We start from the raw sequence: 13,431 nt of genomic DNA on the forward strand, positions 1-13,431 counted from the left end.
CGCGAATCCGACTCGGAGTGGGATCTCCACCCCACCCGTTCCGGTCGCCCGGCGGACAAATCAGGATCCCGTTCCCACGCGCATGTCCGAGTGTTCGCGTAGTTCATACCCGGAGCTACCGTCACGGCCTGCCGCGAGCCGGGCCGGGCCGGGCGCGATCACCCTTTCCCGGGCGTGCCGGCCGTACGTCCTCCGGGACGGTCCGAGCGCGCGGCGGTGATATCGGCGGCATGGTCCACGGCCCAATCGGCGAGCGCCGAAAGCGGGACCAGCAGCGTTTCACCCAGCTGAGTGAGCCCGTACTCCACGGCCGGCGGAACCGTCGGGTACACCACGCGATCGATCAGCCCGTCGTCCTCCAGCGCGCGCAGGGTCCGGGTCAGCATGCGCTGACTGATGCCCTCGATCGATCGGTGCAGTTCGTTGTAGCGGTAGCGGCGTTCGGCCAGCAGCGTGATCACCAGCAGAACCCATTTGTCGCCGATCCGACTGATCAGCCCCGACACCGGGCAGGCCTCGTACTCCGCCACCGGCACCGGCGCGGGGAGCGCGGCGGCGACGATGGAGGGCACATCCGTGTGCGGACCGGACATAAAAGTGCCTTCTTTCGCATCCGGTGGCCGCTGCCGAGGATGAGTACAGCAGTCGGGTCCACGGAGGTGTGATGTCCAGAACCATTCTTATCAGCGGCGGCACAGACGGCATGGGTCGCGCGATCGCCCTGGAACGCCTCGCCCGAGGAGACCGGGTCGTGGCGATCGGCAGCAACCCGGCCAAAGGCAAACAACTCACCGCCTCGGCCGGTGCGGACGCGGACCGCCTCCGCTTCATCCGCGCCGACCTGAGTTCGGTCACGGAGGTGGAACGGGTGGTCGGCGAGATCGGCGCGGCCTACGACACCCTGGACGCGCTCCTGCTCTTCGCGAACCGCACCTCACGGAAACGTGTCCAGACCGCTGAGGGTTTCGAGCACACCTTCGCGCTGTATTACCTCAGCCGGTATCTGTTCTCGCACGAACTGGTTCCGCTGCTGGCACGCGCGGCTCGACCGGTGATCGTCAGTATTGCCGGGGTCGGTGTGCAGAAGGGGGCGGTCCATTGGGACGATCCCCACCTCACTCGCGGCTACAGCGTGGTCGGCGCCCAGTTACAAGCCGGGCGGGCCAACGATCTCCTCGGTGTGTCATTTGCCGAGGAGCACGGCGACAAGATCAAGGTCGTCCTCTACCACCCGGGTTTCACCAGGAGCGGCGACCTCTCCCCGCTCGGTTTCCTCACCAGAACCGCCATCCGTTCCCTCTCCGTACTCGCCGCACGCCCTGTACGTGAATCAATCCGCCCCCTACACGGCTTCATCGACAACCCGCCCGCGGCACCAATCACCGCCGTGGACCGTGGCCGCACCCTGGACCTCTCGCTTCCCTCACTCGATCCCGGCAATGCCCGCCGCCTCGCCCGGCTCACCGCGGACCTCCTGGCGGCGCGAGCCCGAACCGATCGAGACCGAGGAGAGTCGTCGTGAGTTCGAGCCGAGTCGAGGCCGGATCAAAGCCGGTGACGACGCACGTTCCCGCGGACAGCTCGTCCGGCTATGGTCGGTACCAGACGATGGTCAGCGCTATAAGACCGAGCGCCAGTAGCACCAAGGCGGTATCGGCCCAGCTCATTGTTGATCTCCCAGCTGGGGCAGCTCCCACCGGTAGCCGCGCGGGTAGACACACACAGGAGTGATGAGCGCAGCCAGGTCGGTGATGACATGTCGCACCGGGTCGGCATGCTCGAACCCGGGCACAACCACGGCGAGGGCGTTGTGCTCGTAAACATGCTGCGCGATCACCAAAGCCGAAACCAGCGGCCCGGTGTCGAGAACCACGCTGTGCACCAGCCGATGGCCGTGGCGCCCGGCGAGCGCGCGGATATCGGCACCGCGGCCGATCACCTGACGCCGAATCACTCCGATCGCCTTGGGCAACTCACCGACCGGACTCAACTCCGGCACCTCTGAGCTGCTCAAATAAACACCGGGCGCCGAGGTCGCGCGGTCGGACCGTGGCCGCGAGCGCGCACCTTTGCCGACATCGGAGGCGCCACTGACCAATCGCAAATCGTCGCTGGATTTCACGCCCGTAGCGTCGCGCCGGGACGGACGCCGGCGCTAACAACTGCCTGCTGTACAACAGGCAGTTGTACCGGTCAGCCCAGCAGCGAGACAGCCTGCCGCAGCGCGGCAATACCGGCGGCCTGCACTGGATGCCCGTCGACGACGCTCTGCACATGTTCAGCAGTGAACGGCTGCCATTCGAGGATGCGCCCCTCGGCGTTGCTACCCAGAGCACTACCGAAGAGGTCGTCGAAAACAGGCGCCTCGATGATGACAGCGGTGAGCAGATCGGTCGCGAAGCTCAGCGGGTCGACACCGAGGCCGAGGCAGTATGCCGCGACGGAGCCGTCCCGCCGAGCCTCATCGAAGCGTGTCGCGAACTCCCAGGTCTCATAATCTATCGGAGCAATTTCGCTGCCGTGGTCTTCGTCGGCGCCGCCCAACTCTTCGGCATACTCACGAACCATGTTGTGCCACAGTGAGAAATCATTGCCGATATTCCACTCGGCGTAACCGGACGGTTGGAAGATTCCTACCGGGACAACCTGGTACATCCCGCCTGCGTGACCGACCTTGCGGGGATCGCGCCAATGCAGCAAGAACGATTTACCGCCTGTGTCCGGGTCGCGACGGATGGTGACAGTGCTGACGGCCAGGTTGATCGGCCGTTGTGTCGGATCGCAGGGGTCGGTGATCGCCGCTCGGACCCCGGATAGCTCACCATGGCCGTGCGCAGCCAGGGCGAATTCGTGCGCCGCGGCCTCCCCGATATTGATGCTATCGAAATACGAACCCAGGCCGAATCGCATCGAGGGGGTCTCGGCGACGAGGTCGGCGTGGACGAGCCGAAACGTCGGCCGATTCTCGAACACCGCCGGCGCGACCAGCTCACCGACAGCCTCGGCATAACTGGTGTACGGATCGCCTGTCTCGCGCACCGGCAGGGCGGCGCTCAGTGACGGCTCGATACCCGCAGCCTCCGATATCGTCGATACTTCCAGCACCGTCCTCACGTCTTCCAGGCGAATCGGAGCGGCAGGAACCCAGTCCTCCCGTGCCAGGAGCGCCGAGTCGGCGACACGGTGCAGTGCGGGGTAGGTGCGCGCGGCTGCGGCGTCCAGGTCGGCCCGATGTTCGCGGAGGTAGTTGCGTGTATCCATCCACGCGCATTCGCTAGTTGTCAGTGTGCGTGGATCGCCGCCCATCTCGTACTCCTGATGTTCGATCTCAGCCGATCAGACTGTGCCGATGCTCCCACGCGAGCGCCAGACAGGCGGCTCCCGGCGCGGCGAGCGGTTCGGTGTCGAGCAGCCGATCGATTGTCGATTCATTGAATGGGAGGCCCTCGGCCGCAGAACTCTCGCCAATTGCGACCACTTCCCCTTCCTCGTTGAATCGCACGGTTGCGCCGAAAACATCTTCGAAGAGGTCGTCGTCGATGACGACCACCGTCAAGATCGTCGCAGCCAAGGTGAGGGCATCCAGTCCCAGCCCGAGCACGAACGCGCTCAGTCTGCCTCGCTGCCTGGCGTCGCTGAGTTGCTCGTACAGGGGCCAGCGAAGGTAGTCGATCGGTGAACTACGGCTACCGTCGTGTTCGGGTCGCCCCAACAACTCCTCCGAGAACTCACGGACAATATTGCGCCACAGTGAGAAGTCGTTGGTCCTGTCCCACAGGGCGACCCCTGAAGGCTGGAATTCGCCGGCGGGTATGAGGTCGTACACCCCGGCAGCAGTAGCCACGCGTGCAGGGTCACGCCAGTGCAGCAGAAACGTGGGCTCGGCCGGGTACCGCCGCAGACGCAGCGTCAATGTCGTGATCGCTGGAATGATCGCCCGGCGGGCCGTATCGAAAGGATCGCCGATCAACTCACGAAACGGCAGCTTCCCGCGGAGCTCGGCGGTTGTCAGGTCGGGATCGTTCATCGTCGCTGCAGCGATTTCGTGTGCGAGCGCTTCGGATACATCGAGCTTGTCGAAGTATGCAGCCAGCCCGAAGTCCATTGTCCGAGAGGACATCGAACCGCCGAGGTACCGATAACTGGGCCGTGATTCGAACAGCTGAGGTGGGTCGAGGTGCTTCACCGCCGAGGAATAGGTCTCGAATGACATGGTCGGGATGCGAAGCGGCCGGACCGGCAGAGTCTCCGGCTCCTCGCCGGTGATCTGCACGGCCTGCGGGCGTTCGTCCAGCCGCAGCCGCAACGACTGCAACTCCGAGGGATGGTCGGCCAGCCAGCCGTCACCCGTAATGAGCGTCGTCCTGAGCACCCGGTTCTCGTCGACATGCCACTGCGCAGCAAGGCTTCCAAGCTCAGCCCGATGACGGTTGAGCCAATGGCGCTGCATTCGCCACCGGCCCCGGCTCGACGAAACCGCCGTGCTCATCTCGTTCAGCGCGGAACCACTGCGACATCGTCCGGCCAGACCGAGTTCTTCCGCAGGTATTCCAAGCACACGCATGAATTCCCGGCGCTGATCGAGAGTAACTTTCCGGACACCGGTTTCAACTTGGCTGAGAAACTGCTGGGTGATGCCCAAAGCGTCGGCAACCGCAGCCTGGTTCAGCCCTTTCGCCAGACGATATTCACGAACCACGATCCCAACCTGCCGACCTGAACCTGTCCTGTCGCTATGCCGCAACCACGATGCCATCCGCCCCCTCCACAGTCGGTTTCTGTCTCGAGAGCGTACGGCCTAGTGCGGGCGAGCAACACTGGATCGGCCGATCTACGGTTTCGACACTTTGACGCGGTCCAGCCCTGGACTGCGCGAATCCGGGCAATGCGCCGGACTGCTCGCGTAGGGGCGTCGGAGCCAAGTGTGAGCGAAGCTTATTCCGTGGGTAGGCGCGCTCGACGTGTTCGTACGGTATGGACCGTCCAACGGCCGACCGGCGGCCTGAGAATCGCTCTCAGGCCGCCGGTCGGTCACGGTGGTCCGGAGAGAATTACCCCTTGAGCAGGGCGCGGGACATGACCACCCGCTGGATCTGGTTGGTGCCCTCGTAGATCTGGGTGATCTTGGCGTCGCGCATCATGCGCTCCACCGGGAAATCGGTGGTGTAGCCGGCCCCACCGAACAGCTGCACCGCGTTGGTGGTCACCTCCATCGCCACGTCGGAGGCAAAGCATTTGGCGGCGGCCGAGATGAAGCCCAGGTTCGATTCGCCGCGCTCGGCCCGGGCCGCGGAGGTGTAGACCATCAGCCGGGCGGCTTCGATCTTCATCGCCATATCGGCCAGCATGAACTGGGTGTTCTGGAAGTCGGCGATGGACTTGCCGAACTGTTTGCGGTCCTTGGTGTAGGCCAGTGCGGCGTCCAGGGCGCCCTGGGCCAGGCCGACCGCCTGCGCGCCGATGGTGGGGCGGGTGTGGTCGAGGGTCTGCAGGGCGGTCTTGAAGCCGGTGCCGGGTTCGCCGATGATGCGGTCGCCGGGGATCCTGCAGTTCTCGAAGTACAGTTCGGCGGTCGGGGAGCCCTTGATGCCGAGCTTGTGCTCGAGCGGGCCCACGACGAAGCCTTCATCGTCCTTGTGCACCAGGAACGCGGAGATGCCGTTGGCGCCCTTGTCGGGGTCGGTGACGGCCATGACGGTGTACCAGGAGGATTTGCCACCGTTGGTGATCCAGCACTTGGATCCGTTGATGATCCAATCGTCGCCCTCCTGGCGGGCGCGGGTGCGCATACTGCCCGCGTCCGAGCCGGCCTCCCGCTCGGACAGCGCGTAGGAGGCCATTTCGCCCTCGACGATATCGGCGAGCACCTTCTGCTTGAGTTCCTCGGAGCCGTTGAGGATCATGCCCATGGTGCCGAGCTTGTTCACGGCCGGGATCAGCGAAGAGGAACCGCAGACGCGGGCGACCTCTTCGATGACGATGCAGGTGGCCACGGAATCGGCGCCCTGGCCGCCGTAGGCCTCGGGGACGTGCACGGCGTTGAAGCCGGCGGCGTTGAGCGCGGAGAGGGCTTCCTCGGGGAACCGGGCGTGCTCGTCGACGTCCTTGGCGTACGGGGCGATCTCCTTCTCGCACAGGGCACGGATGGCCGAACGCAGCTCATCGTGGAAGTCCGCCAGCTTGAACAGATCGAAATCCGGGTTTCCCGCCATTGGGTTCACTCCTGTTGCGTACGGGGTTGTGCCAATAATCGGCACTCAGTGTCAACTACTCGGCCCAGTATAGCGCGAGCTAACTCAAACCCTCTCGCCCCATCATGGCACTCAGTGTCAGTCGATGGGCGCTTCCGCCAAAGTACCCAGCCGCTGCCGCAGCAGTTCGGCGACATGCCGTACGGGTAGGTCCCGGCGGAACACGGCGAGGACGAGATCGTCCTCACCGCCGGGCCGCCGGCCCCCCCGGGGGATCTCGCCGAGCGCGGTCCGCAGATCACCCGGACCCGCCGCCGATTCGCCGCGGATCATCCGACGCAGCAGATAGTTGTGGGTGGCGGTCACCGCGGCCGCGAACTGTACGCGCGCGAGGTCGGGGGAATCGGGCAGCTGCTCGCGCAGGTAATCGGTGAACAGGCGCTCGTACCGGAAGACGGTCACGATCTCTCTGTCCCGCAGTGCCGGGACCCGGCGCACCACCCGATACCGCCGCTCGGCGATATCACGCCAGCGGGTGAACCGCTCGAAAACCCCGACCGCCGCCTCACAGACCGCGTCCCACGGATCGAGCCGCGCCTGCTGCAGGTATTCCTGCGCAGCGGCCAGTTGGGCCTCGTGGTCGGCGAAGATCACATCTTCCTTGGACCGGAACTGCCGGAAGAACGTACGCCGCGATATCCCGGCGGCCTCGGCGATCTCGTCCACCGAGGTCGCCTCGTAACCCTGATCCGCGAACAGACGCAATGCCTCGTCCACGACACCGAGCCGGAAACGGACGAGCTCGGCGCCACCGACTCGGCGGGCGGTTTCCTCGTTGTCCATGGCCACACCGTAGCGAGCGGGGCGGCGACGGCCTCAGAGTCGTCCGTCGAGTGCGATATGGAGGTCGGCTCCGCTGAACAGCAGGTCCGCACTGCGCGGTGATGGCGGGTCGCTCTCGACCGGCCGCGTCCGTGGAGCCAGAAGGTACAGCTGGTGAAGGAAGACCTCCACCGCGAGCGTCGCGAGTTGCTTACCGGGACAGATATGCGCGCCGAATCCGAAGGTCAGTGGTAGTTTCCCACCCCTTCGCAGACTCGTGCAGTCCGGGAAAGCCGCCGGATCGCGATTGGCCGCCGCGAACATGGCCAGCACCGGTCCCGCGGGTAATTCGGTGCCACTGGTCAGCACGACCGGACGCTCGATACGCCGCTTCCAGGCCACCAGCCCCGGATCCAGCTGGAGTACCTTGACCGCCACATCGGCGGCGGTCCGCGGTTCGGCCAGCAGCTGCCACCATTCCCTGTCCGGGTCGTGCAGTAGTCGCTGGAGGCCCTGCTGGATACTGCCGCTCACCGTGTGTACGCCGGCCGCCAGCGAATTCGCCACCGCCGAAACCGCCACCCGGCGCGGGATCCCCGCATCGCGCAGGCGGGTCGCGAAACCGGCCGTGTCGCCGCGCAGACCGTGGTCGACAGCGCGCCCGCTGACGGTGAACAACTGCCCGAGCGCCGCCACCGCGCCGGCGAGTTCCCGGCCGCGCATCGATCGGCCCAGCAACCCCGACTGGGCCCCGCTCCACACGGCGACCCGCGGCCACACTTCGGGCGGCAGGCCCACCGCGGAACCGGTCACCCGCGTGGCATAGGCGATGGACAGCGCGGTCACGTCCAGCGTCGGCCCGGACGGCGTGGTGGCGGCGAGGGCGGCATGGAAATGCTCGGTCATCGCCGCGAGGTGCTGCGGCCGGTCGGCGGCCCGGATCGTGAAATGACCGGCCGGACCGGCCATGGTGTTCCACACCCGGTCGTGCAGGGGCTCGTCGGCCAGATCGGCGGTCGCCTTCGCGGGCAACGGGATGAGATGCCGGAACAGATGCGGTAGCGCTCGCGGCGTCGCGGCGATGCGCGGATACCCGACCAGCGGCTCCAGCGAATTGCCCCGGGATATTCCCGGTTTCCCGGCGGCGAGGACCTCGCGGACGTCGTCGTACTTCCAGATCATCCGCAGACCCGACCGGTGCGCGTAGGAAGCCTGCGGCCATTCGTGCAACCGGCGGTAGCGCTCGTCACGCTCGGCGAAGAACAGTTCGTTCGCGGTCACCGCGGCGAACGGGAACTCCGCCACGGAAACCGCCTGATTGTCGACCCTGTACACCGGCAAGGATCGTAGGCCGAGCAGATGGACGGCACTTCCCGGGAACGGTGAGACCGCGGCCGTCCCCGGGAAGCGCGATCAGCCCAGCAGACGCGCGCGCAGCGCCTCGTCCTTCTCCAGCACCATCGTCTCGAGACCGGCCTGGAACTGTTCCATACGCTCGCGCAGCGCCGTATCGTGCGCGCCGAGAATCCGGGCGGCCAGCAGGCCCGCGTTGCGGGCGCCACCGATCGACACGGTGGCCACCGGAACTCCGGCGGGCATCTGAACGATCGAGAGCAGCGAATCCATACCGTCGAGGTACTTCAGCGCGACCGGCACGCCGATCACCGGCAGTGGGGTCGCCGAGGCGACCATGCCCGGGAGGTGCGCGGCACCGCCGGCCCCGGCGATGAGCACCCGCAGACCCCGGCCGGCCGCGCCGCGGGCGTAGTCGAGCATGCGTTGCGGGGTCCGGTGCGCGGACACCACACCCACCTCGAACCGGATCCCGAACTCGGCCAGCGCCTCGGCGGCGGCCTCCATCGTGGGCCAGTCGGAATCGCTGCCCATGATCAATCCGACCGCCGGGGAGCCCGGAACACTGCCTTCCACCACGTCACTCATGCGGGTCCCATCCATCGGTCCATACCGCGTGCGACATCCAGTGCGCCGCGCGCTCGGCTCGTTCCCGTACCACCGCGACATCGTCGCCGAGCACGTTCACATGCCCGATCTTGCGGTCCGGGCGTTCGCCCTTGCCGTACAGGTGCACCTTGGCGTCCGGCATCCGGGCGAAGAGGTGGTGCAGGCGTTCGTCCATCGACATGGCCGGCGCCTCGGGCGCCCCGAGGATATTCGCCATCACCGTCACCGGCGCGAGCGGGCGGGTATCGCCGAGCGGGTAGTCGAGTACGGCGCGCAGATGCTGTTCGAACTGGCCGGTGCGGGCGCCGTCCATCCCCCAGTGCCCGGAGTTGTGCGGGCGCATGGCCAGCTCGTTGATCAGCAGGGTTCCGTCGGTGGTCTCGAACAGTTCGACCGCCATCGCGCCCACCACCCCGAGATCCGCGGCCAGCCGCAGCGCGAGCTCCTCGGCCTCGGCGGCCAGCTCCTCGTCGAGATCGGGCGCCGGAGCGATCACCACGGCGCACTGACCGTGCCGCTGCACCGTCTCCACCACCGGCCAGGTCGCGGCCTGACCGTACGGCGAGCGCGCCACCATGGCCGACAGCTCACGTTTCAGCGGGACCCGCACCTCGGCCAGCAGTTGCACCCCCGCGCCGAGCTGCTCGGCGGTGATCTTCGCCGCGGCATCGGCGTCCTCGGGCATCCACACGCCGCGCCCGTCGTAACCGCCACGAATCGCCTTGAGCACGATCGGCCAGCCGTGTTCTTCGCCGAAGCCCACCGCCGCGGCCTCGGACTCGACCACGGTGAAGGCGGGCACGGGCAACCCGCGTGCGGACAGTTCCGTGCGCATGGCCAGTTTGTCCTGGGCGAAACGCAACGCGTGCGGCGGCGGGAGCACATTCACCCCCTCCGCGACCAGCGCCTCGAGGTGCTCGGTGGGCACATGCTCGTGATCGAAGGTGAGCGCGTGCGCGCCGGTCGCGGCCCGGCGCAACGCGCCGAGGTCGGAATGGCTGCCGAGCACCACATCGGGGCTCACCTGGGCCGCCGGGTCGTCCGGCCGTTCGGCGAGCACCCGGAGCCGCTGGCCCAGCTCGATGGCCGCCTGATGCGTCATCCGCGCCAGCTGCCCGCCACCGATCATGGCGACGGTCGGCATCGCGGCAGGGTCGAAACTACGTGCGTTCACGTCGGTCAATACTGTCACGTCCTGCGCGAACGGCAGCTGGCGGTATGCTCCGGACTTGTGTCATTCGTCGACGACGTGGTCAGCGTCCTGCCGCAATCTCTTCAGGAGATCGCCTACCGCCAGCGCGAGCTCATCAAGTTCGCCATTGTCGGGGCGACCACGTTCGTTATCGACAGCGGCATCTTCTACATCCTGAAGTGGACGGTGCTGGAGGAGAAGCCGGTCACCGCGAAGATCATCGCGGGTGTCGTCGCGGTCATCGCCTCCTACATCCTGAACCGGGAGTGGTCGTTCAAGAACCGCGGCGGCCGGGAACGTCATCACGAGGCACTGCTGTTCTTCGCGGTCAGCGGCGTGGGTGTGGTGCTGAGCATGGCGCCGCTGTACATCTCCCGCTACGTCTTCCAGCTGCACCAGCCCACGGTCAGCTTCATGGTGGAGAATATCGCCGACTTCATCAGCGCCTACCTCATCGGCAATCTGCTGCAGATGGCGTTCCGGTACTGGGCGATGCGGCGCTGGGTCTTCCCCGACGAGGTCGACGAGATGCTCGAACAGCTCGAAGAGTATGTGGAAGAGGAGCACGACCGGCGCACTCTCGGACGCTGAGTTCACCGCCGCGACCGATCAGCGCGGCTCCCCCACCACCCGGGTCTCCACTCGCGCGGCCAGCGGTTTGCCGAGGAACACCGCGAACAGCGCGGGCCGCCGCCGCTGCAACTCCAACCGGCCGCCGTCGGCCTCTATCAGGGCCCGCGCCAGCGCCAGTCCCACACCGGTGGATCCCGCCCCGGAGAAACCACGATCGAAGATATGCGGCGCCAGCTCGTCGCTGACCCCCTCGCCTTCGTCGGCGACCTGCACACATACCAGCGGTTCGCGATCCTGTCCCGGGCGCACGGTGCGCACCGACACCGTGCAGGTGCCGCCACCGTGCATCAGCGCGTTGTCGACCAGCACTGTCACCGCCTCCCGCAGCCGGGACCCGGACATGGGCGCGCGCAGCGATTCGTCACCGGTCAGGTACAGGGTGCGGCCGGCCTCCCGGAACGGATGCGTCCACTCGGTCACGATGCCGCGCAGTTCGTCCATCACCGGTACCGGATCGCGGTCGGTGGCGTCCTCGTCGCGCGAGGCCCGGACCAGATCGTCGATGGCCTCGGTCAGCCGGTCGACCTGGGCCATGGCCTCCTCCGCCTCGTGCACCACCGCCGGATCGGTGTGCGCGGACAGTTCGTCCAGCCGCAACCGGACCGCGGTCAGCCGGCTGCGCAGCTGATGGGACACATCGGCGACCAGCGCGTGCTCGCGTTGCAGCCGGCCCGCGATCTCGACGGTCGCCGAATCGAGCACATCGGAGACCCGGTCCAGTTCGGCGATACCGTGGCGGCGCGGATCCGGGCGGAAATCACCCATGGCGAGCCGGGCGGCCCGGGCGGCCACATCACGTATGGGGTCGGCGACGCGTCGCGCGGTGACGATGGCGACCGTGATCGCCGCGCCCAGCGAGACCGCCACGGCCAGCGCCACCCCGGCCACCGCCTGCCGCTGCCGGGCCTCCATCGGGGTCGCGGGCACCTCTAGTCGCAGCGAGACATCGGTACCCATAGACAGCGACTCCACCAGCGGGTCGGTCACCGTCTCGGCCCCGATCTCGACCTTCACCGCCGTATCCTCCGGCGCCGGATATACGACGGTGAGCCGTCCGCCCTCGGGCACCAGCGGCTGAACAGTGTCCAGCTCCAATCCGCCCCGGATCACCCCGCTGCCGTGCTCCTGGCCGATGACCTCCGCGGAGATCAGTTCCAGCCGGCTGCGCAGTTCGTTGCGGGTGATGTCCTCCACCCACAGCCACGCCGTGTACGTGAGCGGCACCCCGAGCACGACAGTGGTCAGCATCAGTACGGTCAGCATCGACCGTAGGATCCGCCGCCGCACGTCAGTCGGTGTTCAGCCGGAAACCGACACCGCGCACAGTGACGATCCGCCGTTCCGCCATCGGGCCCTCGTCGCCGATCTTGCGCCGTAACCAGGACATATGCATATCCAAGGTCTTGGATCCGCGCAGTTCGGCATCACCCCAGACCTCGCGCAGGATCGTCTCCCGGGGCACCACCTGACCGGCCCGATCGATCAGTACCTTGAGCAGCTCGTACTCCTTGTTCGCCAGCCCGACCTCCACCCCGTTGACCAGCACCCGCCGTGCCGCCGGTTCCAGGCGGATCCCGCCGACCTCCACGGTGTCGTCGCCGATACCGCTGCGTCGCAGCAGCGCGCGGACCCGGGCCAGCAGTTCGGCCAAGCGGAAGGGTTTCCCGACATAGTCGTCGGCGCCTGCGTCCAGCCCCACCACGAAATCGACTTCGTCGGTGCGGGCGGTCAGCATCAGCACCGCCATCTCGGCGCCGCGGGCCCGCACCTGCCGGCACACCTCCAGCCCATCCATTCCCGGCAACCCGAGATCGAGGATCAGCAGATCATGGTGCCCTTCCAGCGCCCGGTCCAAAACCGCGGGACCGAAGCTCTCCACGGTCACCGAATATCCCTCGCGGCCCAGCGCCCGCGAGAGCGGCGCCGCGATGGCCTCGTCGTCTTCGCCCAGCAATACGGCGGTCATGCGACAAGATTACGGTCCACCGGCCCGGCACCCGCCTCCTCACGCCCGGGCAGCGGCCCGCGGCGCCGGGATCAGAAGCCGCCGTACCGGGGGGCCGCCTCGAAGACCTGGTGATAGAGCAGCGCGTGCACCTGTTCCACATCCGGTATATCGCTGTATTCCAGCGGTTCCTCGGACGAGGATCCGATGATCAGTTCCCCGGTGCCGAACAGCCGGTCGACGAGGCCGTGCCGGAACTGGACACTCGAGATTCTGCTCATCGGTATATCGATACCGGTGTGGGTCAGCACACCTTCGCGGGCCAGCACCCGGCGATCGGTGACGATGAAATGAGTGGATTTCCAGGTCACGATAGGTGCGATACTGCGCCACGCCAGCAGCAACAGCCAGACCACCAGCACCACCAGCAGCAGGATCGACCGCCACGACTCGTCGGCGGTACGCCACACCAGACCGCCCAGGAAGCCGGCCACCGCGGTCACCACGATCAATGTGACGATGGGCCAGAACAGCATCTTCCAATGCGGATGGGTGTGCAGGATCAACTCTTCGTCGGGCGCCAGCGCATCCTCCGGATAACCCATGTGCGCACATTACCGTGTTTTTTGGCGGCGCCTCCGGCGCCGCGGGGTTGAGGCCCCCCGGTGTCTCGCCGTTTCGGCCTC

The 13,431-nt window shown here is 66.9% G+C and carries 14 protein-coding genes; 2 read left to right on the forward strand and 12 right to left on the reverse strand.

Annotated features, from left to right (window positions below; translation table 11 throughout):
* Positions 1-158: 158 nt before the first annotated feature.
* Positions 159-593: a winged helix-turn-helix transcriptional regulator gene (locus NS4_RS16215; protein WP_063060366.1), complete on the reverse strand. Its 435-nt coding sequence runs from the start codon at positions 591-593 to the stop codon at positions 159-161.
* A 71-nt stretch (positions 594-664) separates the two neighbouring features.
* Between NS4_RS16215 and NS4_RS16220 the strand changes: the two genes are divergently transcribed.
* Positions 665-1,522: an SDR family NAD(P)-dependent oxidoreductase gene (locus tag NS4_RS16220; RefSeq protein WP_063060394.1), complete on the forward strand. Its 858-nt coding sequence runs from the start codon at positions 665-667 to the stop codon at positions 1,520-1,522.
* Positions 1,523-1,663: 141 nt separating this feature from the next.
* On the opposite strand, the gene NS4_RS33405 is transcribed toward NS4_RS16220, so the two are convergent.
* The 8 genes from NS4_RS33405 to NS4_RS16265 form a co-directional block, all read right to left on the reverse strand.
* Positions 1,664-2,014 (reverse strand): hypothetical protein, encoded by a 351-nt coding sequence (locus NS4_RS33405; RefSeq protein WP_245665449.1) that lies wholly within the window; start codon positions 2,012-2,014, stop codon positions 1,664-1,666.
* 179 nt (positions 2,015-2,193) lie between these two features.
* Positions 2,194-3,261 carry a hypothetical protein gene (locus tag NS4_RS16230; RefSeq protein WP_063060368.1) on the reverse strand — a complete coding sequence of 356 codons (1,068 nt, stop codon included), beginning with the start codon at positions 3,259-3,261 and terminating at the stop codon, positions 2,194-2,196.
* A 67-nt stretch (positions 3,262-3,328) separates the two neighbouring features.
* Positions 3,329-4,699: a helix-turn-helix transcriptional regulator gene (locus NS4_RS16235; protein ID WP_169811769.1), complete on the reverse strand. Its 1,371-nt coding sequence runs from the start codon at positions 4,697-4,699 to the stop codon at positions 3,329-3,331.
* A gap of 352 nt (positions 4,700-5,051) precedes the next feature.
* Positions 5,052-6,212 (reverse strand): acyl-CoA dehydrogenase, encoded by a 1,161-nt coding sequence (locus NS4_RS16245; RefSeq protein ID WP_063060371.1) that lies wholly within the window; start codon positions 6,210-6,212, stop codon positions 5,052-5,054.
* 117 nt (positions 6,213-6,329) lie between these two features.
* Positions 6,330-7,034, reverse strand: a complete 705-nt coding sequence (locus tag NS4_RS16250; RefSeq protein WP_063060372.1) for a TetR family transcriptional regulator — start codon at positions 7,032-7,034, stop codon at positions 6,330-6,332.
* A gap of 33 nt (positions 7,035-7,067) precedes the next feature.
* Positions 7,068-8,348: a cytochrome P450 family protein gene (locus NS4_RS16255; RefSeq protein ID WP_063060373.1), complete on the reverse strand. Its 1,281-nt coding sequence runs from the start codon at positions 8,346-8,348 to the stop codon at positions 7,068-7,070.
* A gap of 78 nt (positions 8,349-8,426) precedes the next feature.
* The gene (gene purE / locus NS4_RS16260; RefSeq protein ID WP_157106080.1) at positions 8,427-8,954 is read right to left on the reverse strand and encodes a 5-(carboxyamino)imidazole ribonucleotide mutase; all 528 of its coding nucleotides are present in this window, start codon (positions 8,952-8,954) and stop codon (positions 8,427-8,429) included.
* Positions 8,947-10,119 (reverse strand): 5-(carboxyamino)imidazole ribonucleotide synthase, encoded by a 1,173-nt coding sequence (locus tag NS4_RS16265; RefSeq protein ID WP_084487352.1) that lies wholly within the window; start codon positions 10,117-10,119, stop codon positions 8,947-8,949. Before NS4_RS16265 ends, purE begins: the two co-directional genes overlap by 8 nt.
* Positions 10,120-10,206: 87 nt before the next feature.
* Here NS4_RS16265 and NS4_RS16270 point away from each other — a divergent pair, with 87 nt between their 5' ends.
* Positions 10,207-10,758, forward strand: a complete 552-nt coding sequence (locus NS4_RS16270) for a GtrA family protein (protein WP_063060376.1) — start codon at positions 10,207-10,209, stop codon at positions 10,756-10,758.
* An 18-nt stretch (positions 10,759-10,776) separates the two neighbouring features.
* On the opposite strand, the gene NS4_RS16275 is transcribed toward NS4_RS16270, so the two are convergent.
* The 3 genes from NS4_RS16275 to NS4_RS16285 form a co-directional block, all read right to left on the reverse strand.
* A complete protein-coding gene (locus NS4_RS16275; RefSeq protein WP_063060377.1) occupies positions 10,777-12,087 on the reverse strand; it encodes a sensor histidine kinase in 1,311 nt (436 codons plus the stop codon).
* A 1-nt stretch (position 12,088) separates the two neighbouring features.
* The gene (locus tag NS4_RS16280; RefSeq protein ID WP_030522487.1) at positions 12,089-12,766 is read right to left on the reverse strand and encodes a response regulator transcription factor; all 678 of its coding nucleotides are present in this window, start codon (positions 12,764-12,766) and stop codon (positions 12,089-12,091) included.
* Positions 12,767-12,837: 71 nt separating this feature from the next.
* Complete coding sequence (locus NS4_RS16285; RefSeq protein ID WP_063060378.1) at positions 12,838-13,350, reverse strand: PH domain-containing protein; 513 nt, start codon at positions 13,348-13,350, stop codon at positions 12,838-12,840.
* Between the last annotated feature and the right edge of the window lie 81 nt (positions 13,351-13,431).

Origin of the sequence: Nocardia sienata NBRC 100364 (assembly GCF_001613205.1) — a bacterium.
Lineage (GTDB): Bacteria > Actinomycetota > Actinomycetes > Mycobacteriales > Mycobacteriaceae > Nocardia > Nocardia sienata.

Coding starts and splice junctions, on each gene's coding strand:
- NS4_RS16265 (WP_084487352.1), bottom strand. CDS start 10,119: ATGCCGACCGTCGCCATGATCGGTGGCGGGCAGCTGGCGCGGATGACG.
- purE (WP_157106080.1), bottom strand. CDS start 8,954: ATGAGTGACGTGGTGGAAGGCAGTGTTCCGGGCTCCCCGGCGGTCGGA.
- NS4_RS16230 (WP_063060368.1), bottom strand. CDS start 3,261: ATGGATACACGCAACTACCTCCGCGAACATCGGGCCGACCTGGACGCC.
- NS4_RS16215 (WP_063060366.1), bottom strand. CDS start 593: ATGTCCGGTCCGCACACGGATGTGCCCTCCATCGTCGCCGCCGCGCTC.
- NS4_RS16285 (WP_063060378.1), bottom strand. CDS start 13,350: ATGGGTTATCCGGAGGATGCGCTGGCGCCCGACGAAGAGTTGATCCTG.
- NS4_RS16220 (WP_063060394.1), top strand. CDS start 665: ATGTCCAGAACCATTCTTATCAGCGGCGGCACAGACGGCATGGGTCGC.
- NS4_RS16245 (WP_063060371.1), bottom strand. CDS start 6,212: ATGGCGGGAAACCCGGATTTCGATCTGTTCAAGCTGGCGGACTTCCAC.
- NS4_RS16280 (WP_030522487.1), bottom strand. CDS start 12,766: ATGACCGCCGTATTGCTGGGCGAAGACGACGAGGCCATCGCGGCGCCG.
- NS4_RS16250 (WP_063060372.1), bottom strand. CDS start 7,034: ATGGACAACGAGGAAACCGCCCGCCGAGTCGGTGGCGCCGAGCTCGTC.